This window comes from Paraburkholderia sp. EB58, from assembly GCF_050436665.1.
Taxonomy (GTDB): domain Bacteria; phylum Pseudomonadota; class Gammaproteobacteria; order Burkholderiales; family Burkholderiaceae; genus Paraburkholderia.
Window position 1 is genome coordinate 311365 of sequence record NZ_JBNDMQ010000006.1, and the last position, 22954, is coordinate 334318.

A 22954-nucleotide genomic window follows, 5' to 3' on the forward strand; every position below is an offset into this window, starting at 1 on the left:
CGAGGCGCCGCGGGACGCGCAAACCGCGTCCCAGAATGAAGAAACCCGGCACGAAGCCGGGTTTCCAGGGTACGGGTATCGAACAGACTCAGGCGGCGGCCTGGATGTTCGATGCCTGCTTGCCTTTGGGGCCTTGCACGACCTCAAAGCTGACCTTTTGACCTTCCTTCAGGGTTTTGAACCCATTCATCTGGATGGCCGAAAAGTGTGCAAACAGATCCTCACCGCCTTCGTCGGGCGTAATGAATCCGAAACCTTTCGCGTCATTGAACCATTTGACCGTACCAGTTGCCATACCTACTTCCCCTGTAACTCATGACACCACCACGAGCCCTCGAAAAGCTTAACGGCCGCATGCGGCCGCTCCCTCCTCACAAGCTCACCATCGGCATTTTTTCGAATTTGTGGCTGACTGAAAAAAGTGCCAGCTTGATTGTTGGGGCTCTTTATTCGAGTGTCAAGAAAATTTTGAGACGGTTCCCGGGCCGTTGCAAACACCCCATTTCCAGGGTTTTTCCCGCTTTTCTTATGTGCGGTCGCGCAAGCGTCCCGTCTTGAAAAGTCGCATAATCGACTCACATGCTGTTCTGCGGGTCGGTGCTCCCGCAAGACTTACCGGGTTAGGACCAAGTGATGTGCAAGCGCCCCAACCTGGCGCATCGCGCGAGGCCTTTCGGGGCAGCAAACTCGGGGTGTCCCGGGTTTTCCCCAGAGCCGTCGCGCACGCGCTCAGCTTGCTGCGGCAGGTTGTGCGATACTCGATCCAACTGCACTGCAACAGCAGAAGCAACGACATTCTTGGAGGGCCGGCTCCGCAATCGGCTCCGTGCAAGGCGCACGCGTGACAGGCAGTGCCGTCATGTGGAGGCGAAACAAGATCACCGGCCAGCCGGTCGGGTTTTGACAGGATTGCGGGCCTGTCCGAGTTGTTTAGAATGGGTGTATGGCAATTATCCCGGACAAGCAGGACGGCACCGTACTGGAGCGGCAGGAAAAAAAGCTGAAGCCGCCGGCCATGTATAAGGTGGTGCTGTTGAACGACGACTTCACGCCAATGGAATTTGTCGTGATGGTCGTGCAGGAATACTTCAATAAAGATCGTGAAACCGCAACGCAGATTATGCTGAAGGTGCATCGCGAAGGCAGGGGAGTTTGTGGGGTCTATACGCGGGACATCGCGTCGACCAAAGTCGAGCAAGTCGTTACCCACGCACGGCAGGCCGGGCATCCGCTGCAGTGTGTGATGGAGGAAGCATGATTGCCCAGGAACTGGAAGTCAGCTTGCACATGGCGTTCATGGAAGCACGCCAGGCGCGGCACGAGTTCATTACGGTCGAACATCTTTTACTGGCCCTGTTGGACAATCCGACGGCCGCAGAGGTGTTGCGCGCATGCGCGGCCAACATCGAGGATCTGCGCCAGAACCTGCGCAACTTCATTCATGACAACACGCCAACCGTGCCTGGCACGGATGACGTCGACACGCAGCCCACGCTGGGTTTCCAGCGCGTGATCCAGCGTGCCATCATGCATGTGCAGTCCACCTCGAATGGCAAGAAGGAAGTGACCGGAGCGAACGTGCTGGTCGCGATCTTCGGCGAAAAGGATTCGCACGCTGTCTACTACCTGCAACAGCAGGGTGTGACGCGCCTGGACGTGGTGAACTTCATCTCGCACGGCATTGCCAAGACCAGCAGCACCGACGCCGCCAAGGCGAGCGATGCGAACGCCGAGTCTGACGAAGCTGCCGCGCAGAAAGAAACGCCGCTCGCGCAATTCACGCAGAACCTGAACCAGATGGCGAAAGACGGCCGCATCGACCCGTTGATCGGGCGCGAGTCGGAAGTCGAGCGCGTGGTGCAGGTGCTGTGCCGCCGCCGCAAGAACAATCCGCTACTGGTCGGTGAGGCTGGTGTCGGTAAAACCGCGATTGCCGAAGGGCTTGCGTGGCGCATTACGCGCGGCGAAGTGCCGGATATCCTGGCGGATGCGCAGGTGTACTCGCTGGATATGGGCGCGCTGCTCGCCGGTACCAAATACCGCGGCGATTTCGAACAGCGCCTGAAGACGGTCCTCAAGGAATTGAAGGAACGTCCGCATGCCATTCTGTTCATCGACGAAATTCATACGCTGATCGGCGCAGGTGCCGCATCGGGCGGTACGCTGGACGCGTCGAATCTGCTGAAGCCGGCGCTGTCGTCGGGCACGCTCAAGTGCATCGGCGCCACGACGTTCACCGAATACCGCGGCATCTTCGAAAAAGATGCAGCTCTGTCGCGCCGCTTCCAGAAAGTGGATGTGACCGAGCCGACCGTCGAACAGACCGTGGCGATCCTGCGTGGCCTGAAGTCGCGTTTCGAAGAGCATCACGGCGTGAAGTACTCGTCGGGTGCGCTGTCGGCGGCGGCTGAACTGTCGGCACGCTTCATCACGGATCGTCATCTGCCGGACAAGGCAATTGACGTGATCGACGAAGCGGGCGCAGCGCAACGCATCCTGCCGAAGTCGAAGCAGAAGAAGACCATCGGCAAGGGCGAGATCGAGGAAATCATCTCGAAGATCGCGCGTGTCCCGCCGCAAAGCGTATCGCAGGACGACCGCAGCAAGCTGCAAACGCTGGATCGTGACCTGAAGAGCGTGGTGTTCGGGCAAGACCCGGCCATCGACGCGCTGTCGGCCGCGATCAAGATGGCGCGTGCGGGTCTCGGCAAGCTGGACAAGCCGATCGGCGCGTTCCTGTTCTCCGGTCCGACTGGCGTCGGCAAGACGGAAGTGGCGAAGCAACTGGCGTTCACGCTGGGTATCGAGCTGATCCGTTTCGACATGTCGGAGTACATGGAGCGTCATGCGGTGAGCCGGCTGATCGGCGCGCCGCCGGGCTATGTCGGTTTCGATCAGGGCGGTCTGCTGACCGAAGCCGTGACGAAGAAGCCGCATTGCGTGCTGCTGCTCGACGAAATCGAAAAGGCGCATCCGGACATCTACAACGTGCTGCTGCAGGTGATGGACCACGGCACGCTGACGGATAACAACGGGCGCAAGGCCGACTTCCGCAACGTCATCATCATCATGACGACGAACGCGGGTGCCGAGGCAATGGGCAAATCGGTCATCGGCTTTACGACGCGCCGCGAAACCGGCGACGAAATGGTCGATATCAAGCGCATGTTCACGCCGGAGTTCCGTAACCGTCTGGACGCAACCATCAGCTTCCGCTCGCTCGATGAGGAAATCATCATGCGCGTGGTCGACAAGTTCCTGATGCAGCTGGAAGACCAGTTGCATGAGAAGAAGGTCGATGCGCTCTTCACCGACGCGCTGCGCAAGCATCTGGCGAAGCACGGTTTCGATCCGCTGATGGGCGCACGTCCAATGCAGCGTCTGATCCAGGACACGATCCGTCGTGCGTTGGCGGACGAACTGCTGTTCGGCAAGCTGATGAGCGGCGGCCGCGTGACGGTCGACGTGGATGCGGAAGACAAGGTGCAGCTCACGTTCGACGAAACGCCTGCGCCGCGCAATCCGAATCCGGAAGCGGTCGAAGTCGAGTAAGCGTTCAGCTCTTCGTAGCTAGCAAAGCAAAACGGCGCGGGCCTCAAAGCCCGCGCCGTTTTTTTATTGCGCCTCGCCTCGCCTCGCCTCACCTTGTCACGTAACCGCACCGCCGTTCGTGCCAGCGCGCGCACGCCACGGTTTGCACGAGCGCTTTAGAAGAAAATCTCAGTGCTTGCCGGTGCTGCCGAAACCACCCGCGCCACGTTCGCTCTGCTCGAAATCGTCGACGATATTGAATTCCGCCTGCACGACCGGCACGATCACCAGTTGAGCGAGCCGCTCCATCGGATTCAGCGTGAACGTGGTCTGCCCGCGATTCCATGTCGAGATCATCAGTTGCCCTTGATAATCCGAATCGATCAACCCCACCAGATTCCCCAGCACGATGCCGTGCTTATGTCCCAGGCCCGAGCGCGGCAGGATCAACGCCGCAAAGCCCGAATCGCCAACGTGGATCGCCAGACCCGTCGGTATCAGCGCCGTTTGGCCCGGCTCCAGCGTCAGCGGTTCGTCGAGGCACGCGCGCAGATCGAGGCCAGCGCTGCCAGTCGTGGCGTAGGCCGGGAGTTGTTCGCGCATACGCGCGTCGAGAATCTTCAGGTCAAGTTTCATGCAGTTCGAATGAATGGGTGGGTGGAGGTGAAAAGGTCGGCGTTGTCTTAGTGTCCGAGCTGGAACGCGTCGGCGAGAAGTTCGTATGAGCGAAGCCGCGCGCGGTAACTTCCCGCCACGGTCAGCACTACCAGCTCATCGGCCTGGAATTGCTCCTGCAGGGCGAGCATGCGTTCGGTCACCTGCTCAGGCGTGCCGATGATGCTGCGCGGTTTCTCGCGGTCGATCACCAGTTGCTCGCGCTCGCCGTATTCCTGAGCGAGGCCCTGTTCGATATTCGGAATCGGCGCGTTCAGACCATAGGCCATCTGCACGCGGCGCAGGTCGACGGCTTTTTCCAGGTCGGCCGCTTCCTGTTCGGTGTCCGCGCAGATCACAAACACCGCGGCGGCCAGATAGGGCTGCGCTTCGTTGCCGGCCTTGAAGCGCTCGCGATAAGCGTGGGCAACCTGATGGCCGAAATGCGCGTTGATGAAATGCGCGAACGCGAAGCGGATACCGAGTTGCGCGGCCAGCAGGCCGCCGAACTCGCTTGAACCGAGCACCCATAACTGCGGCCGGGTCTCGACCTGCGGCTGCAGCAACACGCCCTGCGCGATGTGATCGACCGGCAGCGTGCCCTTCATCACTCCGACCAGATCGGCGACCTGCTGCGGGAAAATGTCGCCGCGGTTGTAGTCGCCGGCAGCGACGGCCTGTGCGGTGCGCATATCGCCGCCCGGCGCGCGGCCGACGCCGAGGTCGATGCGGTTTGGAAACAGCGCTTCGAGCATCATGAACTGCTCGGCGACCTTGAACGGACTGTAGTACGGCAGCATCACGCCGCCTGAGCCGAGACGAATCCGTCGGGTCACGCTGCCAAGGCGCGCCAGCATCACCTCGGGGCAGGGATTCGACACGCCGCGCAGGCCGTGATGCTCGGCGCACCAGTAGCGCGTGTAGCCGAGATCGTCGGCGAGTTGCGCGAGTTCAATGGTGGCGGCGATCGCGTCCGCCACTGAGTGCCCGTCGATCACGGGCGTTTGATCGAGCACGGAAAGTAGCGTCATGACAGTACTGCTCCAAGGTGACTCAAGGTTCCGGCACGAGGACCGCTCAGTTGCCTGAGCGTTACCGGATCAGGCTCGTATCGGGCAGGCGCTTCGCGATTTCGGCAATCAATGCGCTTGCGAGCGCCTGCTTGTCCGCACGCGGCAGCTTCGTCGCACCGCTTGCTTCGAACAGGACTACTTCGTTGTCGTCGAGGCCGAAGGTCAGCGGGCCAAGATTGCCGATCAGAAGCGGCACATTCTTGCGCACGCGCTTTTCTTCGCCGTGTACATCCAGGTTGCCGCTCTCCGCCGCAAAACCGACGCAGAAGGGCGGGTGAGGCAGCTTCGCCACCGCAGCGAGAATGTCCGGATTTTCAACGAAGCTGAAAGTGGGCAAGGCACGCTCAGCGGTCTTCTTGATCTTGTGTTCGCTTACATGATCGACGCGCCAGTCGGCCACCGCCGCGACGCCGATAAAGATATCGTAGTCGGACACCGCGCTCATCACGGCGTCGTGCATCTGCTGCGCCGTTTGCACGTCTTCGCGGAAGACGCCCCACGGCGTTTCGAGTGCCACCGGACCGGCCACCAGATGCACGTCCGCGCCGGCCTGTTGGGCCGCGCGCGCAAGCGCAAAGCCCATCTTGCCGCTCGAGCGGTTGGTGATGCCGCGCACCGGATCCAGCGGCTCGAAGGTCGGGCCGGCGGTCAGCAGCACGCGGCGGCCGGCGAGGATCTTCGGCTGGAAGAACGAAGCAATGGCTTCGTAGGTGGCGGCGGCTTCCAACATACGGCCGTCGCCGACCTCGCCGCACGCCTGCGGGCCGGAATCCGGGCCGAGCACCTCGATGCCGTCGGCGCGCAGTTGCGCGACGTTGCGCTGTGTGGCCGGGTTTTGCCACATCTGGCGGTTCATCGCCGGTACGACCAGCAACGGGCAATCGCGCGCAACGCACAGCGTCGACAGCAGGTCGTCGGCCATGCCATGAGCCAGCTTGGCGAGGAAATCGGTCGAAGCCGGCGCAATCACGATCGCATCGGCTTCACGCGACAGATCGATGTGCGCCATGTTGTTCGGCACGCGCCCGTCCCACTGGCTGCTGAAGACCGGACGGCCTGACAGTGCCTGCATGGTGACGGGAGTGATGAATTGCGTCGCCGCTTCGGTCATGACGACCTGCACGCTCGCGCCTGCCTTGGTCAGCAGGCGCGTGAGTTCGGCGATCTTGTAGCAGGCAATCCCGCCGGAGAGGCCGAGGACGAGATGTTTTCCTGCGAGTTCTGCGGTTGCCAACGAAAGCCTCCGACACAAAGCATGATGGCCGGCCAGGCACGCCGGCCCCGAAACTCACGGCGTTAGCGCGAGCCGCGCACGCGCCGCAATTCGTCGAGCACGAGCAGTATCGCGCCGATCGTAATCGCGCTGTCGGCGAGGTTGAACGCCGGCCAGTGCCAGCTGCCCACGTGGAAATCGAGGAAGTCGATCACGTGGCCGTATGCCAGCCGGTCGATCACGTTGCCGAGCGCCCCGCCGAGAATCAGCGCGAGAGCGCTGCAGAACAGCTTCTGCCCGCCGTGGCGCTTGAGCAGATAGCAAATCACCAGCGCCGCGACTACGCCAAGGCCCGTGAAGGCCCAGCGCTGCCAGCCACCCGCCATGGCGAGGAAACTAAAGGCGGCACCGCGGTTGTACACCAGAATGAGGTTGAAAAACGGCGCAACCGCATGCGGCACACCGTATGCAAACACTTTCTGTACGGCGATTTTCGTGAGCTGATCGAACAGGATGACAATCAGCGCCACGCCAAGCCACGGTGCCAGCGAACCGCTGCTGGCGGGTTTCGACAGGGTTCTTGCCATTATGCCGCGCTCCTCGATTCGCCGCTTCCGTACAGATTGCTAAAGCACCGGCCGCATAGCGTCGGGTGTTCGGCGTTCTCGCCGACATCCGCGCGGTAGTGCCAGCAGCGTTCGCATTTGAGGTATTTCGAGGCGAGCACTTCGACGCTTTCGTCCGCCTCGCTCTCGACCTTCACGACCGTGGCGGAGGAGGTGATCAGGACGAACTTCAGATCGGCGCCGAGGCTCGCCAGCGCGTCGTGACGCGCGCCGCTCGCGCGGATTTCGACTTCCGCCTGCAGCGACGAGCCGATCAGGTTCGCGACGCGGGCTTCTTCCAATGCCTTGGTCACGTCGCTGCGCACGGCGCGCAGCAGGGTCCATTTGTCGAGCAATGCGGCGGCATCAGCCACTTCCGGATACGCGTGATATGTCTCCGTGAAGATGGTTTCGCTGTTCGGCTGGAACACCTTCCACGCTTCTTCCGCGGTGAACGACAGGAACGGCGCCATGATGCGCAACAGACCTTGGGCGATGTGATACAGCGCGGTCTGCGCGGCGCGGCGGGCGACGGAGTCGGGCGCCGTGGTGTACAGCCGGTCCTTTAGCACGTCGAGATAGAAGCCGCCCAAGTCTTCCGAGCAGAACGTCTGCAGCTTGGCCACGACCGGGTGGAACTCGTACTTGTCGTAGTGCGCGAGGATGTCCGTTTGCAAATTGGCCGAGAGGGCGACCGCATAACGGTCGATCTCGAGCCAGTCTTCCACCGGACGCGCGTTCTTCTCGAAGTCGAAGTCCGACAGATTCGCGAGCAGGAAGCGCAGCGTATTGCGGATGCGGCGGTAGCCTTCCGTCACGCGCTTCAGGATTTCCTCGGAGATGGCCAGCTCGCCCGAGTAATCGGTCGAAGCGATCCACAGACGGATGATTTCCGCGCCGAGGCGGTTCGCCACTTCATGCGGATCGATGCCGTTGCCGAGCGACTTGCTCATCTTGCGGCCTTCGCCGTCGACGGTGAAGCCGTGCGTGAGCAGCGCGTTGTACGGCGGCCGGCCGTCGAGCATGGAGGCGGTCAAGAGCGACGAATGGAACCAGCCGCGATGCTGGTCCGAGCCTTCCAGATACAGATCAGCCGGGAACTGCAGTTCGTCCTTGTGCGAGCCGCGTAGCACGTGCCAGTGCGTCGTGCCCGAATCGAACCACACGTCGAGCGTGTCGCGGTTCTTTTCGTACATGTTGGCGTCGTCGCCGATCAGCTCACGCGGATCGAGCGTTTGCCATGCCTCGATGCCGGCCTTCTCGACGCGTTGCGCGACTTCTTCGAGCAATTCAAGCGTGCGCGGATGCAGCTCGCCGGTTTCCTTGTGCACGAAGAAGGCCATCGGCACGCCCCATTGGCGTTGGCGCGACAGCGTCCAGTCCGGGCGGTTGGCGATCATGCTGAACAAACGCTGCTTGCCCCACGACGGGTAGAACGCCGTGTTCTCGATGCCTTCGAGCGCGGTTTCGCGCAGCGTCTTGTCGGTGTCGTTCGGCTTCACGTCCATGCCGGCGAACCATTGCGAGGTCGCGCGATAGATGATCGGCGTCTTGTGGCGCCAGCAGTGCATGTAGCTGTGCGTGTACTTTTCCGTGCGCAGCAGCGAGCCGGCCGCGTCGAGCGCTTCGACGATCTTCGGATTGGCAGCCCAGATGGACAGGCCGCCGAACAGCGCGAGCGATTCGATATAACGGCCATCACCCATCACCGGACTGATGATGTCCGAATCGGCCATGCCATGCGCCTTGCACGACACGAAGTCTTCCACGCCATAAGCGGGCGACGAGTGAACGATGCCGGTACCGGTTTCCGTCGTCACGTAGTCGCCGAGATACACCGGCGCCGTACGCTTGTAGCTCGGGTGCGCAGACGCGAGCGGGTGATGGAAGCGCAGATTCGCGAGCTTGGCGCCCGCGGCGGTGGCGACGACATTGCCTTCGAGGCCGTATTGCTTCAGGCACGCTTCGACGCGTTCTTCCGCGAGGATCAGCAGGCCGCGCGGCGTATCCACGAGTGCATAGACGATCTCCGGATGGACGTTGAGCGCCTGGTTGGCAGGGATCGTCCACGGTGTCGTGGTCCAGATCACGATGCCGCCTTCGCTGCGCGGCAGCGCAGCAAGGCCGAACGCCTGAGCGGTCTTTTCCGGCTCGGCGAAGGAGAACAGCACGTCGATGGTCGGATCGGTCTTGTCCTTGTATTCGACTTCCGCCTCAGCCAGCGCCGAGCCGCAGTCGAAACACCAGTTCACCGGCTTCAGGCCGCGGAACACGTAGCCCTTTTCCAGGATCTTCGCGAGCGCGCGGATTTCACCGGCTTCGTTCGTGAAGTTCATGGTCTTGTACGGGTTGTCCCATTCTCCGAGTACGCCCAGACGCCGGAAGCCGAGCTTCTGCTTCTCGATCTGCTCGGTTGCGTAGGCGCGCGCCTTCTGCATGACCTCAGCAGCGGGCAGCGATTTGCCGAACTGCTTTTCGATCTGGATTTCGATCGGCATGCCGTGGCAGTCCCAGCCTGGCACGTAGGCCGCGTCGAAGCCCGCCATGTTGCGCGCCTTCACGACCATGTCCTTGAGGATCTTGTTCACCGCGTGGCCAAGGTGGATGTCACCGTTGGCATACGGGGGGCCGTCGTGCAGGATGAACTTTTTGCGTCCCTTGGAGGCCGCGCGGATCGTTTCGTAGACTTTGCGCTCCTGCCATTCCTTGACCCATTGCGGCTCGCGCTTGGGCAGGTCGCCACGCATCGGGAACGGCGTGTCGAGCAGGTTGACCGGGTATCGGGACTGCGGTTTCGAATCGGCTTTCTTGTTACTCATGGTGTGGTCGCGGTGAATTCTTTCGATGCGCGGTAAGGGCGCGATATGCGCACGATGCGCGGGGCGTTGCGCGCCCGGCAGGCATGTCGCGTGATCCACGGACGCCCTTCGATGCGCGCGGCGAGGGGTACGTGTTGTGCCTGACGCTCACACGTACCGCGGCGGCTATCTAATTCGGTCGGTGGCTGAAGTGGCAAAGCCCGTGGAGCGGCTGCCCGGCGTGCCGGTGCCGACCGCCGCGAACCACGCACGCGCATTGGCGACGTCGCGCGCGATGGCCGCCGTCAGCGTTTCGAGGTCGACGTACTTCTCCTCGTCACGCAGCTTCTTCAGAAATTCGACGCGCACGAGTTTGCCATACGCGTCACCGTGCCAGTCGAGCAGGTGGACTTCGAGCAGCACGCGGCCGGAATCGTCGACGGTGGGGCGCAAGCCGAGGCTGGCGACGCCCGGTACCGGTTCCGCTTCGATGCCGTGCACGCGAACCACAAAAATTCCCGCCAGCGCCGGGCGCTTGTGGGCGATTGGCAGGTTCAGCGTGGGAAAGCCGAGATCGCGGCCAAGCTTCATGCCATGGACGACGTGGCCGCTGATCAGATAATCGCGGCCGAGCGAGGCGCGCGCCGAGTCGAGATCGCCAGCAATCAGCGCCGTGCGCACGCCGGAACTGGAGATGCGCGCGCCGGACGGATCCGCGACGGTGGCCATCTGTTCGACTTCAAAACCGTGTTGCAAGCCCGCGGCCTTGAGCGAGTCGAAATCGCCTGCGCGCTTCGAGCCGTAGCGGAAATCGTCGCCGATCATCACCCAGCGCGCATGCAGGCCGTTGACGATAATCCGTTCGACAAACGCATCCGGCGACTGGCTCGCAAAGGTTTGGTTGAAATGCTCGACCACCACCCGGTCGACACCATTGGTGCGCAGCGCCTCGAGCTTGTCGCGCAGCATGGCGATACGCGGCGGGGCGCCGGCCGGGTTGAAGAATTCACGCGGGTGCGGCTCGAAGGTCATCACGCAAACGGGCAGGCCGCGGGCATCGGCGGCGGCCCGCACATGGGCGAGCAAAGCCTGATGGCCGCGGTGGACACCGTCGAAGTTGCCGATGGTCAGTGCGCAGGGCGCACGGCTCTCGGCATTGGGAAGACCGCGGAAGACTCTCACAATAGCGTGTTGGGCGACGTTGAGTGTGGGGACGGCCGGCAGGGACGGACCGGACTCCGCAAAACACACGATTATAAACGCTCAGGGCAAGACACGGCGGCGCAGCGCCGTTCCGGCGTCCCCCGAATGATAAAATCCGCGGATGAAAAAACTTGTCATCCTGATTTCCGGGCGGGGCAGCAACATGGAAGCCATCGTTCGCGCTTGTTCGCGCGAAGGCTGGCCGGCGCGAGTCGCCGCCGTGATTGCCAACCGTCCAGACGCTGCGGGCCTTGAGTTCGCCGCGTCACATGGTATTGCCACGGCGGTGGTCGACCACCGCCAGTTTCCCGACCGCGAGAGCTTCGACGCGGCGCTGGCGGGCGAAATCGACGCTTTCGCGCCCGATCTGGTTGCGCTCGCCGGCTTCATGCGGGTGCTGACGCCCGGCTTCGTTGACCGCTACGCGGGGCGCATGCTGAACGTCCATCCGTCGCTGCTGCCGAGCTTTGCCGGCCTCAAAACGCATCAGCAGGCGCTTGACGCCGGCGTGCGGCTGCACGGCGCATCCGTTCATTTTGTCACGTCGCAGCTCGATCATGGGCCTATCGTGGTCCAGTCCGCCGTGCCGGTGCTGCAAGGCGACGACGCCGTGGCGCTGGCCGGGCGCGTACTCGAAACCGAACACATTATTTACCCACGCGCGGTGCGCTGGTTCGTTGAAGGGCGCCTCGCGCTCGACGGACTGCGCGTCACGCTGACGCCGCCGGAGCCGCAATGGCTCTTTGCCGACATCAATAGCAACAAGATCGCCGGAGAGGGCGTATGAGACTGCATGGATTTTTGATTGGACAAACCGAAACGCTGCTCGCGGACGTGCTGAAGCTTGCCGGCCCCGCCGATGCTGCCACCAGCCGCTTTTTCCGCGCCCACCCGAAACTCGGGCACGGCGAGCGCGGCGTGATCGCCGAAGCGGTCTTCGCAGTGCTGCGGCGCCGGATGGAGTTCGCCCATCTGGCCGAAAGCGGCACTGGTAGCCCAGCGCGCCGGATGGCCTTGCTGGGCCTGATGCAGACGGCAGGGCGCTCGGCGTTGAAGCCGTTTCTCTCCGACACGGAGTCCAACTGGCTCGAACACGTCGCGAAGATCGACCCGGAGAGCCTGCCGCTGCGGATTCGCATGAATCTGCCTGACTGGATCTATCAGGCGCTGTCGAAGCGCTTCGAGGCCGACGAACTGGCGCAACTCGCCGCCGCACTGAACTACCCGGCGCCACTGGATCTGCGTGCCAACCCGATCAAGGCGAGCCGCGACGACGTGCTCGGCGCGCTGTCGAAGGCCGGCATCGAGGCCGGCGCCACGCCGTTCGCGCCGTTTGGCGTGCGGGTGGTCGGCAAGCCGCCGCTCACCAAGCTCGACGCGTTCCAGAACGGCTGGGTCGAAGTGCAGGATGAGGGCAGCCAGTTGCTATGCTCGCTGGTGGCGCCCAAGCGCGGCGAAATGATCGTCGATTTCTGCGCCGGCGCGGGCGGCAAGACCCTCGCACTGGGCGCGATGATGCGCTCCACGGGCCGCCTGTACGCGTTCGACATCTCCGAGCGGCGCCTCGCCAAGCTCAAGCCGCGCCTTGCGCGCAGCGGGCTGTCGAACGTCAATCCGGTGCTGATCGACAGCGAGCACGATGCGAAGATCAAGCGCCTCGCGGGCAAGATCGACCGCGTGCTGGTGGACGCGCCGTGCAGCGGCCTCGGTACGCTGCGGCGCAATCCGGATCTGAAATGGCGCCAGTCGCCGGAATCCATCGCCGAACTCGCGCCCAAGCAGTTGTCCATCCTGACGAGCGCCGCGCGTCTCGTGAAGGTGGGCGGCCGGCTCGTCTACGCGACCTGCAGCATTCTGGAAGCCGAAAACGAAACCATCGTCGAGCAATTCCTCGCCAATCACCCGAACTTCGCCGTGGTCCCGGCGCGTGACGTGCTGGCCGAACAGCGCGTCGAGCTGGAGATGGGAGACTACCTGTCGCTGTGGCCGCACCGCCACGCCACCGACGGTTTCTTCGCCGCCGTGCTGGAGCGCCGCTCCTAAGCGGCTTTGCCGCGCCGGCCGCCGTCCGAGGTAGTGGCGGCGCGCTGGATGCGCATACCCAACCATGCAGAATCGGATCTTCTCCCACCTGTTCGGCGACGTCGCCCACGACTTCGGTCAGCCGGTGATGCTTTGGCAGGTGGGCTTGCTGCTCGGCACGCTCGTGCTCGCGTGGGGGCTAGCCTGGCTGCTGCGCCGCACGGTCGACCTGCGGCGGCAGACGCACTATCAGGCGCTGCGCTTCGGCGCGGAAAGCCTCAACCGCGCGTTTTTCCCGCTGATCGGCGCGGCGCTGGTCTGGATCGCGCAGGCGATCGCCTCGCCTTTCATGCATACGGCGCTGCTCGATCTGGCGCTGGTGCCGCTGTTCGGAATCGGGCTGATCTACGTGATGTTCTTCTTCGCCCGGCGGGTCTTTGGCAGCGATGGTGAAGCCCATACGCTGCTGTTCTTCGTCGAAAAGGTGGTCTCGCTGATCGTCTGGGTCGGCATGGTGCTGACCGTGATGGGCATTCAGGACGACGCGCTCGAGTGGATGGCCAGCGTGCGCTTTCGCGTGGCCAACGCGCACATGACGCTGTTGTCCCTGTCGACGGGACTGCTGTGGGTCTGTGTGACGATGGTGGTAGCGATGTGGCTGGGCTCCGCGTTCGAAGAACGGCTGATACGCGCTCGCACGCTCGACGCGAACCTGAAAGTGGTGGTGGCGCGGGTCGGGCGCGCGCTGTTCATGCTGGCCGCGGTGCTGATCAGCCTGTCGCTGGTGGGTATCGATATTACGGTGCTGGGCGTATTCGGTGGCGCACTGGGGGTCGGGCTCGGCTTCGGCTTGCAGAAGATCGCCAGCAACTATGTATCGGGCTTCATCATCCTGATCGACCGCTCGTTGCGGATCGGCGACACGATCAACACCGGCGGCCTGCAGGGCATGGTCACGCAGATCCGCACACGCTACACGGTCGTGCGTGGCCTCGACGGCATCGAAACGCTGATTCCGAACGAAAAGCTGATTACCGATGTCGTACAGAACCAGTCGTCCTATCTGACGCGTGGCTACGCCAAGCTCGCAGTTCAGGTGACGTACACGTCAGACCTCGACCAGGCCATGGAACTGCTCGCGCAGGCCACGCAGGGCGTGGACCGGGTCCTGCTCGACCCCGCGCCGACGCCTTACCTGGTCGGATTTGGACCCGACGGTCTCAACCTCGAACTGGGTTTCTGGATCGAAGACGCGGCGACGGGTACGTCCGGCGTGCGCTCGGCGGTTAACCGCAATATCTGGCGCCTGTTCGGCGAGCACGGCATTTCGATCCCCTACGCGCAACGCGAAGTGCGAATAGTCGGCGCGAGCGACATACTGTCGCGACCGGTAAATCTGACCGGTGAGGCAGCCAGCGAGCCCGGCAGCGCCGCCTGACGCGGCAGGGCGGCTCCATGAGCACGCCAAAAATACCGCATCAGCGTGTTTGCCCTAGGTTGATACGCCACAAAAAATCCCCAATTGTTACAAACACTTGGAACGGTTCGCGTAGAATAACGTCCAATCTATTCGTATGCTTTCACTTTCTTGACGCCGCGTTTTTGGTTAGTCTCTCGGTTACTCTGTACGTGTTGTCTTTTGGTGTCCTGTCACTCTCGTTCCACAGGTAAATTGCCTTGTTGAATTCCTTGCTTGATTTTCTTGCCCACGGTCTGCTGCGCTTCTCGTGGTGGCAACTCGTGGTGTACACGGCCGTGGTGACGCACATCACGATCATTGGCGTGACGGTGTATCTGCACCGCTGCCAGGCGCACCGCGCACTCGACCTGCATCCCGCGGTCAGTCATTTTTTCCGCTTCTGGCTGTGGATGACCACAGGCATGCTGACCGGCCAATGGGCCGCGATTCACCGTAAGCACCACGCCAAGTGCGAGACCGAAGAAGATCCGCACAGCCCGCAGACGCGCGGCATCTGGAAGGTGCTGCTGGAAGGCGCCGAACTCTATCGCACCGAAGCGAAGAACGAAGAAACCATGCGCAAGTTCAGTCATGGCACGCCCAACGACTGGATGGAACGCAACGTCTACACGAAGTATCCGATTCTCGGCGTGAGCCTGATGATGGTGCTCAACGTCGCGCTGTTCGGCCTTGTCGGTCTGACGGTCTGGGCTGTGCAGATGATCTGGATTCCGTTCTGGGCGGCCGGCGTGGTCAATGGCCTCGCGCACTTCTGGGGCTATCGCAACTTCAACTCGTCGGATGCGAGCACCAACATTTTCCCGTGGGGCATCCTGATCGGCGGCGAAGAACTGCATAACAACCACCATACGTATGCGACGTCGGCCAAGCTGTCGAACAAGTGGTATGAGTTCGATATCGGCTGGATGTACATCCGCATCATGTCGGCCTTCCGTCTGGCCAAGGTGAAGAAGGTTGCGCCTACGCCGCGTCTGACTACCGGCAAGCTCGTGCTCGACCAGGATACCTTGCAAGCCGTGCTGGCAAACCGCTACGAAGTCATGGCTCGCTACGGTAAGGCCCTTAAGCGTGCATACCGCCAGGAGCTGGCGCACCTGAAGGAAGTGGGCGCGCGCGAAAAGTATCAACTGATGCGCGGTGCACGTAGCTGGTTCCACAAGGAAGAAGCCGGCCTCGACGAACCGCAGAAGCGTCAATTGCCGCAAATCTTCGCGGACAGCCAGAAGCTGCGTACCTATATTGAGTTGCGCAATGAGCTCGCGGCTATGTGGGAGCGTTCGAACGCTTCGCGCGAACAACTGCTCGTGCAATTGCAGGATTGGTGCCATCGCGCGGAACAAAGTGGTATCAAGGCACTTCAGGAGTTTGCGATGCGCCTGCGTCGCTATGCTTGAGTGACAAAACTGAGCACGGAAAGTAAGCGCAAAATCTATTAAAATTTGAGCACGTCACAAAACCCCGCGTTTGGCGGGGTTTTGCTTTTCTAGGCCGCACAAAACGTCGGATGCTACGTACACGACGCACGGCGATGAGCGGCGCATCAGCAGGCAGAGGGGATCATGAATCAGCAGGCGATCAGGAGCGTCGAATACGACCGGCCGCAGGCGCAGGGCTTGACCTGTGGCATCGGGCAGGCGTGGGCCAACGTGCCCGACGTGCCGTCGGCAGAAGAGAAGCTCGCGCTGAAGGCGCGTATCCGCGCATTGCTTGCGCGTGAGAAGGCGGTGCTCGTCGCGCACTATTACGTCGATGCCGAACTGCAGGAGCTCGCCGACGAGACTGGTGGCTGCGTGGCGGACTCGCTCGAGATGGCGCGTTTCGGCCGCGATCACGAGGCGCGGACGCTGGTCGTGGCCGGTGTGCGATTTATGGGCGAGACCTCAAAAATTCTCAGTCCCGACAAGCGCGTGCTGATGCCGGATCTGGATGCGACCTGCTCCCTCGATCTGGGCTGCCCCGTTGACGAGTTTTCGGCATTCTGTGACGCGCATCCGGATCGCACGGTGGTGGTCTACGCGAACACCAGCGCAGCTGTGAAAGCGCGGGCGGACTGGATGGTGACTTCGTCGATCGGCCTTGAGATCGTCGCCGACCTGCATGCGCACGGCGAAAAGATTATCTGGGCGCCGGACCGGCATCTCGGCAGCTACATCCAGAAGAAGACCGGCGCGGACATGCTGCTATGGCAGGGCTCGTGCCTCGTCCACGACGAATTCAAGGGTATTGAACTCGATCTGCTGCGTGCGCAGTATCCGGACGCGAAGGTGCTCGTGCATCCCGAGTCGCCGGAAAGCGTGGTGGCGCTAGCCGATGTCGTGGGTTCGACGACTCAACTGATCGATGCCGCGCAACGGCTCGATGCAAAGCACTTTATCGTGGCGACGGATCTGGGCATTCTGTACAAGATGCGCCTGGCCGCTCCTGGCAAGACTTTCATCGAAGCGCCCACGGCTGGTAATAGCGCGACCTGCAAGAGCTGCGCGCATTGCCCGTGGATGGCGATGAACGGACTGGCGAATCTGGCCGACGTGCTGGAGCATGGTCACAACGAGATCTTGGTCGATCGCGCGGTGGGCGAACGGGCACGGTTGCCGATCGACCGTATGCTCGACTTTGCAGCCCGTCACAAGAAGCGTGTGCAGGCGAGCGGCGATCTCGCAAAGGACACGTCGCTGTTTTCGAACGTGGGGGCGGCGTAACGGGGGGCGGTCGAGCAGATCCACTTACGCTCTGAGTTTGATGCAGTCTCACTACTGTATGCAGAAGTCCGCGCCCAATAAGTACGATCGCAGAAACCGGCGTCGAACGCATTTCGATTGGCGCGTTGACGAAGAACGTGCGCGCAACGGACTTCTCGATGCGGATCGTCAGAGTCTTCCGCTTCGCTTCGAACGTGCGGTGTATATCAGCGCCGCTGCAGCAAAAAGGCTATCGCACGCGAGACGAGCGATGGCCTTTTTGCTTTTACACGGGTCCCGATCGGGACGATGTCCCGCACGATAAGTCGCGCGTCAGACGTTGCGATTACGCACATGTTCGGGTGACAGCACGGTAGGCAATGCCTTCGGCAGTGCGGCGGGCCAGTCGCGGCTGAAATGGAGCCCGCGGCTTTCACGCCTGGAACGGGCGCTGTCGACAATCAGCGACGCAACGTCCACCAGATTGCGCAGTTCCAGCAGATCGCGGCTCACCTTGAAGTTCGCGTAATACTCGTGGATTTCGTCGCGCAGCAGCGCAAGACGATGTTTGGCTCGCGCAAGCCGCTTGTCGGTTCGCACGATGCCGACGTAATTCCACATCAGGCGGCGCAATTCGTCCCAGTTGTGCGCAACCACGACTTCTTCGTCTGGGTCGGACACGCGGCTCTCGTCCCAGTCAGGCAGCGGCGCGTGGACGGCGGCGCCGAAACCTTCGGCTTCGATGGCGGCTGCCGCGGAACGGCCGATCACGAGGCACTCAAGCAGCGAATTGCTGGCGAGGCGGTTAGCGCCGTGCAGTCCCGTGCAAGAGGTCTCGCCGACCGCATAGAGGCCCGACAGGTCGGTGCGGCCGGCCAGATCCGTGACGACGCCGCCGCAGGTGTAGTGCGCCGCCGGTACGACCGGAATGGGTTCCTTGGTGATGTCGATGCCGAACTCGAGGCAGCGCGCAAGGATGGTCGGAAAGTGTTCTTGCAGGAACGAAGCCGGCTGGTGGCTGATATCGAGGTACACGCAGTCGATGCCGCGCTTCTTGATCTCGAAGTCGATCGCGCGCGCGACGATGTCGCGCGGCGCGAGTTCGGCGCGTTCGTCGTGCTGGGGCATGAAGCGTGTGCCATCGGGCAGCTTCAGAATGCCACCTTCGCCGCGCACAGCTTCCGAGATCAGGAATGATTTGGCGTAGGGATGGAACAGGCAGGTCGGGTGGAACTGGATGAATTCCATGTTCGACACGCGACAACCGGCGCGCCAGGCCATGGCGATGCCGTCGCCTGTCGCGGTGTCCGGGTTCGTGGTGTAGAGATATACCTTGCCCGCGCCACCTGTGGCGAGCACCGTATGCGGCGCCTCGATGGTGACGGTGCGGCCGCCTTCCAGGTCGAGCGCATACAGCCCGTGGCAGCGCCGCCCCGGCAGGCCCAGGCGGTCCGACGTGATCAGGTCGATTGCATAGTGGTTTTCGAGCAGCGTGATGTTCGGATGGCGACGTACACGCTCGCTGAGCGTGGCGACCACGGCGTGTCCGGTTGCGTCCGCCGCGTGAATGATCCGGCGATGGCTGTGGCCGCCTTCGCGCGTGAGGTGAAAGCCGAGCTCGGCGGCATCGTCTTTGGTGAACGGGACGCCTTGGGCGATCAACCATTCGATGGCCTCGCGCCCATGCTCGACGATGAAACGCGTGGCTGCTTCGTCGCACAGGCCGCCGCCGGCAATCAGCGTGTCGCTGACATGGTTTTCGATGCTGTCGGCCGAGTCCAGCACCGCGGCAATGCCACCTTGTGCCCAGTCGCTCGCGCCTTCTGTCATCGAAACCTTGGCAATCACTGCGACCCGCCGGGTCTCCGCCAGATTCAGTGCAACACTCAGACCCGCCAGACCTGTACCGACAATTGCCACATCAAAATTCATTTCCTGCGTCTCCATCGCTTGATCAGCCGTTGCGACTCGTGTCGCCGCTCACCGATAAACGAGAGAGGATACGCGTCGCGCGACTCGAGGGAAAGCTGGCCGGATGGCCGATGATGCAAGCAGAGGAAAACGCGCGGGATAACGGGCCGAAAAGTACCGACAGGCCGAAAGCCGAGGTGAAGAGCGGGGCTGAAAAACGCGGCCCAAAAACACGGGCCAAAAACAAAAAGCCCCGCACGAGTGCAGGGCTTTCGTCTTCGTCAACAAACCGGAAGCAAGACCTTATTTGATCTTGGTTTCCTTGTACGGCACATGCTTGCGGACGACGGGATCAAACTTGCTGATCTCCATCTTTTCCGGCATGTTGCGCTTGTTTTTCGTCGTGGTGTAGAAGTGACCCGTGCCTGCGGTCGATTCCAGCTTGATCTTGTCGCGTGCGCCTTTTGCCATCATTTACTCCTTAGGCTTCACCGCGTGCGCGCAGATCTGCGAGCACAGCGTCGATACCGTTCTTGTCGATCAGACGCAGGCCGGCGTTCGAAACGCGCAGACGCACCCAACGGTTTTCGCTTTCCACCCAAATACGGCGGTTTTGCAGGTTCGGCAGGAACCGGCGCTTGGTTTTGTTGTTCGCGTGGGAAACGTTGTTGCCGCTCATCGGCGCTTTCCCAGTTACTTGGCATACGCGTGCCATATGAGAGCACTCCTAATACGCTAATTCTGAGTTCGGACGCCGTGAAAGTTTCCCGGAAGGGTCGCGATGATTACTCAGTCGCTTATCCCCCGGAAGTCCTTTGATGGCTTCGGAACAGGGTTGGAAACAGGCAAACCGGAAGTTTAGCAGAAAAAAAGCCGATAAATCAAACCTTATTTGCGACAGGCCATGCGGGGCAACCGCAGGACAACTGCACGACAGCGTGAGGGTGCCGCCGGGATACGGCGGGCGCCTCGGCGCTGTGGCCCCCGGATATTCACGACCATCCGGCCCGTGCAAACGAGAACGTCTCGTGCGTGCCGATCACGAGATGATCGACCAGTTGGACATCGATCAGCGCAAGCGTGTCGCGCAGCACCTGCGTCAGGCGCCGGTCGCTCGCGCTGGGTTTGACCGCGCCGGAGGGGTGATTATGCGCCACGATCATGCTGGCAGCATTCGCAGACAGTGCGCGGCGGACGATCTCACGCGGATAGACCGCCATGCGCGTGAGCGAACCCCGCGAACTCTCTTCGGTGCTGATCAGGCGGTGCCGGGCGTCGAGAAAGAGGCACACGAACACTTCATGCGGCCGCGAGCCGATCAGCAGGCGTAAATAGTCCTCGACCGCTTCGGGCGAATCGATCAGCGGCTTTTCGCGCATTTTTTCGACGAGCGAGCGCCGCGCCAGTTCGAGGATGGCGAGCAACTGCGCGGTCTTTGCCGGACCGACACCCGGTAGGCCATCGAAATCCGCCGGCGTGGCGTCGAGCATCGCACGCAGCGAGCCAAAGCGCTTCAGCAGGGAGTGGGCGATGCCGAACACATTGTGTCCCGGCAGTCCCGAACCGAGCACCAGTGCGACCAATTCGGCATCCGTCAGCGTGCCGGGCCCGAAATCGAGTAAGCGCTCGCGCGGCATGTCGCGTTTGCCGTGCGAGCGCTTGCGGCCAGCGCGTCGAGGCGGGGTCGAACCCGGTGAAGCTAACCGAGGCGCGATGGCCTCACGCTGCCCGATTCCTGGTTCGACCGGGTTGGGACCGGCCGCCTTGGGCTTGCCCAACCCGAGCGTGGCCACTGTGCTCCGCCGCTTAAGCGCGGCCGATCCGCCTGCCGCCGCCTTGGGCCCGGCGAGTCGAGGCAGTGCCAACACACCGCTGTCCTCCGTAGGATTAGCCGTCGCGTCCACGCAGGCGTAATAGTCCATGTCATTGTTCTCCGGTTAGAAGGCGAGAAAGTCCTCACCCATGGCGGCAGTGCATACGACGCACCCAAGCCGCCGCTTGATATGTGGCTTACAATAGAGCCTTTGCGCACGGCACCACGACGGCTTGCCACCCGCACAGGCTGCGCCTTGGGCGCACGCGTGCAGCGCGTCCCGACTGAACGAGTTACTGCATGAGCATCATCGACATCTCTGAAGTGAAACCCGGTTCGCACGTCACGCTCCATTACCGGCTTTCGCTTGCCGATGGCGCCGAAGTCATCAACACCTTCAACGAAAGGCCGGCCACGCTGCTGCTGGGTGCCGGCCAACTGGCGCCGCCGCTGGAAGACATTTTGCTGGGATTGAAGGTCGGCCACCATTCGACCTTTCAGCTAGCGCCGGGGCAGGCTTTCGGCCCGCGCAATCCGGAGCTGATTCAGCGGGTGTCGCTTGCCACGCTGCGTGAAAACAGCATGATTGGTGAGAATTTTTCGCCGGGCGATCTGATCGAATTCAACGCACCGGGTGGTGGACGTTACGCAGGGGTGTTGAAGGAAGTGGGCGAAACGTCCGCGCTGTTCGATTTCAATCACCCGCTCGCCGGCCAGGCGCTGGCGTTCGAAGTGAAAATCATCGGGATTCTGTAAACATGAGCACCACGGATACGACTCTGGTTGAAGCCGAGATCCTGCTGGCGCAGCCGCGTGGTTTTTGCGCGGGTGTCGATCGGGCCATCGAAATCGTCGAACGCGCGATCAAGCTGCACGGTTCACCCATCTATGTGCGCCACGAAATTGTCCACAACGCCTATGTCGTCGAGGATCTGCGCAAGAAGGGCGCTATCTTCATCGAGCAGTTAGAGGAAGTCCCGGCCGGCAATACGGTGATCTTCAGCGCGCACGGCGTCTCGAAGGACGTGCGGGCGGAAGCCGAGTCGCGCGGTTTGCGGGTCTATGACGCCACCTGTCCGCTCGTCACCAAGGTGCATATCGAAGTGGCGAAGATGCGGCAGGAGGGCTTCGACATTGTCATGATTGGCCACAAGGGGCACCCCGAGGTCGAAGGGACAATGGGGCAGGCGGCCGAGGGCATGTATCTCGTCGAAGATATTGAGGATGTGCAGGCGCTGCAGCTCGCCGACCCGGATCGGATTGCGTTCGTCACGCAAACCACCCTGTCGGTCGACGATGCAGCCGAGATCATCGCTGCGCTCAAGTCCAAGTATCCGGCTATTAAGGAGCCGAAAAAGCAGGACATCTGTTACGCCACGCAGAACCGCCAGGATGCGGTCAAGTTCATGGCGCCGCAGTGTGACGTGGTGATCGTGGTGGGCAGCCCGAACAGTTCTAATTCGAACCGCTTGCGCGAAGTCGCCGAGAAGCGCGGGATTCCTTCTTATATGGTGGACTCGCCCGACCAGATCGATCCGGCCTGGATCGTCGGCAAGCGTCGCATTGGCGTGACCGCCGGCGCCTCGGCTCCCGAGGTGCTCGCGCAGGCCGTGATCGCTCGTTTGCGCGAACTGGGTGTGCGTAATGTGCGTGCGCTCGAAGGCATCGAGGAAAACATCGCGTTTCCGTTGCCGCGCGGTCTGGGCTTGCCAGCCTGACATTTCGCTGACGTTTCTGTAAGAAAGCGCGCCTTGGGCGCGCTTTTTTTATGCCCTTCGCCAAGGGACGCGAGCCCTGTTAATAAGTGTCAAATCACCGAAACAGATGTGTTTTCAGTACCTGCCACACAAAAATTTTGTGTCTCGGCGATTTTATTTTATCGCTCGACCAATGGTCGATCCCCATTTGATGCATTGATATTGGCCACTGCCGATTTTTGATGCACTAACATTGTGCGCGCAGATCGACGGATA

20 protein-coding genes and 1 pseudogene are annotated in these 22954 nt (G+C 62.0%); 10 read left to right on the top strand and 11 right to left on the bottom strand.

The window, feature by feature from the left end; translation table 11 throughout:
* Positions 1–88 precede the first annotated feature (88 nt).
* A complete protein-coding gene (cspD, locus tag P3T40_RS11980) occupies positions 89–295 on the bottom strand; it encodes a cold shock domain-containing protein CspD (RefSeq protein ID WP_017776809.1) in 207 nt (68 codons plus the stop codon).
* Between the two features lie 648 nt (positions 296–943).
* Here cspD and clpS point away from each other — a divergent pair.
* On the top strand, positions 944–1258 hold the full coding sequence (gene clpS, locus P3T40_RS11985) for an ATP-dependent Clp protease adapter ClpS (protein WP_144163064.1): 315 nt from the start codon (positions 944–946) through the stop codon (positions 1256–1258).
* Positions 1255–3552, top strand: coding sequence for an ATP-dependent Clp protease ATP-binding subunit ClpA (gene clpA, locus P3T40_RS11990; RefSeq protein WP_429267898.1), 2298 nt, complete (start codon positions 1255–1257; stop codon positions 3550–3552). Before clpS ends, clpA begins: the two co-directional genes overlap by 4 nt.
* A 168-nt stretch (positions 3553–3720) precedes the next feature.
* Here the strand turns inward: clpA and dut are convergent, their stop codons facing one another.
* The 6 genes from dut to P3T40_RS12020 form a co-directional block, all read right to left on the bottom strand.
* Complete coding sequence (gene dut / locus P3T40_RS11995; protein WP_429267899.1) at positions 3721–4167, bottom strand: dUTP diphosphatase; 447 nt, start codon at positions 4165–4167, stop codon at positions 3721–3723.
* A gap of 47 nt (positions 4168–4214) precedes the next feature.
* The gene (locus P3T40_RS12000; RefSeq protein WP_429267900.1) at positions 4215–5216 is read right to left on the bottom strand and encodes an LLM class flavin-dependent oxidoreductase; all 1002 of its coding nucleotides are present in this window, start codon (positions 5214–5216) and stop codon (positions 4215–4217) included.
* 61 nt (positions 5217–5277) lie between these two features.
* Positions 5278–6492 (bottom strand): bifunctional phosphopantothenoylcysteine decarboxylase/phosphopantothenate--cysteine ligase CoaBC, encoded by a 1215-nt coding sequence (gene coaBC, locus P3T40_RS12005; protein WP_429267901.1) that lies wholly within the window; start codon positions 6490–6492, stop codon positions 5278–5280.
* A gap of 62 nt (positions 6493–6554) precedes the next feature.
* A complete protein-coding gene (gene lspA / locus P3T40_RS12010; RefSeq protein ID WP_429267902.1) occupies positions 6555–7058 on the bottom strand; it encodes a signal peptidase II in 504 nt (167 codons plus the stop codon).
* Positions 7058–9895, bottom strand: a complete 2838-nt coding sequence (gene ileS / locus P3T40_RS12015) for an isoleucine--tRNA ligase (protein ID WP_429267903.1) — start codon at positions 9893–9895, stop codon at positions 7058–7060. Before ileS ends, lspA begins: the two co-directional genes overlap by 1 nt.
* A gap of 165 nt (positions 9896–10060) precedes the next feature.
* Complete coding sequence (locus tag P3T40_RS12020) at positions 10061–11056, bottom strand: bifunctional riboflavin kinase/FAD synthetase (protein ID WP_429267904.1); 996 nt, start codon at positions 11054–11056, stop codon at positions 10061–10063.
* Between the two features lie 142 nt (positions 11057–11198).
* On the opposite strand from P3T40_RS12020, the gene purN reads away from it, so the two are divergent.
* The 6 genes and pseudogenes from purN to P3T40_RS12050 all read left to right on the top strand — a co-directional run.
* Positions 11199–11864 carry a phosphoribosylglycinamide formyltransferase gene (purN, locus tag P3T40_RS12025; RefSeq protein WP_429267905.1) on the top strand — a complete coding sequence of 222 codons (666 nt, stop codon included), beginning with the start codon at positions 11199–11201 and terminating at the stop codon, positions 11862–11864.
* On the top strand, positions 11861–13120 hold the full coding sequence (locus tag P3T40_RS12030) for an RsmB/NOP family class I SAM-dependent RNA methyltransferase (protein ID WP_429267906.1): 1260 nt from the start codon (positions 11861–11863) through the stop codon (positions 13118–13120). The genes purN and P3T40_RS12030 overlap by 4 nt, the downstream gene beginning before the upstream one ends.
* A gap of 64 nt (positions 13121–13184) precedes the next feature.
* Entirely contained in the window at positions 13185–14537 is a 1353-nt protein-coding gene (locus P3T40_RS12035; protein ID WP_429267907.1) for a mechanosensitive ion channel family protein, read from the top strand.
* Between the two features lie 239 nt (positions 14538–14776).
* On the top strand, positions 14777–15973 hold the full coding sequence (locus tag P3T40_RS12040) for a DesA family fatty acid desaturase (protein WP_429267908.1): 1197 nt from the start codon (positions 14777–14779) through the stop codon (positions 15971–15973).
* Between the two features lie 165 nt (positions 15974–16138).
* Positions 16139–17278: a quinolinate synthase NadA gene (gene nadA / locus P3T40_RS12045; protein WP_429267909.1), complete on the top strand. Its 1140-nt coding sequence runs from the start codon at positions 16139–16141 to the stop codon at positions 17276–17278.
* 77 nt (positions 17279–17355) lie between these two features.
* Positions 17356–17448, top strand: a pseudogene (locus tag P3T40_RS12050) (nicotinate-nucleotide diphosphorylase (carboxylating)); the annotation flags it as partial.
* Positions 17449–17590: 142 nt separating this feature from the next.
* Here P3T40_RS12050 and nadB read toward each other — a convergent pair.
* The 4 genes from nadB to radC form a co-directional block, all read right to left on the bottom strand.
* Positions 17591–19189, bottom strand: coding sequence for an L-aspartate oxidase (gene nadB / locus P3T40_RS12055; RefSeq protein ID WP_429267910.1), 1599 nt, complete (start codon positions 19187–19189; stop codon positions 17591–17593).
* Positions 19190–19471: 282 nt separating this feature from the next.
* Entirely contained in the window at positions 19472–19639 is a 168-nt protein-coding gene (rpmG, locus tag P3T40_RS12060) for a 50S ribosomal protein L33 (protein WP_074263557.1), read from the bottom strand.
* A 10-nt stretch (positions 19640–19649) separates the two neighbouring features.
* Complete coding sequence (gene rpmB, locus P3T40_RS12065) at positions 19650–19883, bottom strand: 50S ribosomal protein L28 (protein WP_007180631.1); 234 nt, start codon at positions 19881–19883, stop codon at positions 19650–19652.
* Positions 19884–20160: 277 nt separating this feature from the next.
* Positions 20161–20883 carry a RadC family protein gene (radC, locus tag P3T40_RS12070; RefSeq protein ID WP_429267939.1) on the bottom strand — a complete coding sequence of 241 codons (723 nt, stop codon included), beginning with the start codon at positions 20881–20883 and terminating at the stop codon, positions 20161–20163.
* A gap of 398 nt (positions 20884–21281) precedes the next feature.
* Here radC and P3T40_RS12075 point away from each other — a divergent pair, with 398 nt between their 5' ends.
* Positions 21282–21737, top strand: coding sequence for an FKBP-type peptidyl-prolyl cis-trans isomerase (locus P3T40_RS12075; RefSeq protein WP_429267911.1), 456 nt, complete (start codon positions 21282–21284; stop codon positions 21735–21737).
* Between the two features lie 2 nt (positions 21738–21739).
* Positions 21740–22699: a 4-hydroxy-3-methylbut-2-enyl diphosphate reductase gene (gene ispH, locus P3T40_RS12080; protein WP_429267912.1), complete on the top strand. Its 960-nt coding sequence runs from the start codon at positions 21740–21742 to the stop codon at positions 22697–22699.
* Positions 22700–22954: the final 255 nt, after the last annotated feature.

Excerpts from the sequence above, each read along its gene's own strand:
- cspD (WP_017776809.1), bottom strand. The coding sequence starts at position 295 with ATGGCAACTGGTACGGTCAAATGGTTCAATGACGCGAAAGGTTTCGGA.
- clpS (WP_144163064.1), top strand. The coding sequence starts at position 944 with ATGGCAATTATCCCGGACAAGCAGGACGGCACCGTACTGGAGCGGCAG.
- clpA (WP_429267898.1), top strand. The coding sequence starts at position 1,255 with ATGATTGCCCAGGAACTGGAAGTCAGCTTGCACATGGCGTTCATGGAA.
- dut (WP_429267899.1), bottom strand. The coding sequence starts at position 4,167 with ATGAAACTTGACCTGAAGATTCTCGACGCGCGTATGCGCGAACAACTC.
- P3T40_RS12000 (WP_429267900.1), bottom strand. The coding sequence starts at position 5,216 with ATGACGCTACTTTCCGTGCTCGATCAAACGCCCGTGATCGACGGGCAC.
- lspA (WP_429267902.1), bottom strand. The coding sequence starts at position 7,058 with ATGGCAAGAACCCTGTCGAAACCCGCCAGCAGCGGTTCGCTGGCACCG.
- ileS (WP_429267903.1), bottom strand. The coding sequence starts at position 9,895 with ATGAGTAACAAGAAAGCCGATTCGAAACCGCAGTCCCGATACCCGGTC.
- purN (WP_429267905.1), top strand. The coding sequence starts at position 11,199 with ATGAAAAAACTTGTCATCCTGATTTCCGGGCGGGGCAGCAACATGGAA.
- P3T40_RS12030 (WP_429267906.1), top strand. The coding sequence starts at position 11,861 with ATGAGACTGCATGGATTTTTGATTGGACAAACCGAAACGCTGCTCGCG.
- P3T40_RS12035 (WP_429267907.1), top strand. The coding sequence starts at position 13,185 with ATGCAGAATCGGATCTTCTCCCACCTGTTCGGCGACGTCGCCCACGAC.
- nadA (WP_429267909.1), top strand. The coding sequence starts at position 16,139 with ATGAATCAGCAGGCGATCAGGAGCGTCGAATACGACCGGCCGCAGGCG.
- nadB (WP_429267910.1), bottom strand. The coding sequence starts at position 19,189 with ATGAATTTTGATGTGGCAATTGTCGGTACAGGTCTGGCGGGTCTGAGT.
- rpmG (WP_074263557.1), bottom strand. The coding sequence starts at position 19,639 with ATGGCAAAAGGCGCACGCGACAAGATCAAGCTGGAATCGACCGCAGGC.
- rpmB (WP_007180631.1), bottom strand. The coding sequence starts at position 19,883 with ATGGCACGCGTATGCCAAGTAACTGGGAAAGCGCCGATGAGCGGCAAC.
- P3T40_RS12075 (WP_429267911.1), top strand. The coding sequence starts at position 21,282 with ATGAGCATCATCGACATCTCTGAAGTGAAACCCGGTTCGCACGTCACG.
- ispH (WP_429267912.1), top strand. The coding sequence starts at position 21,740 with ATGAGCACCACGGATACGACTCTGGTTGAAGCCGAGATCCTGCTGGCG.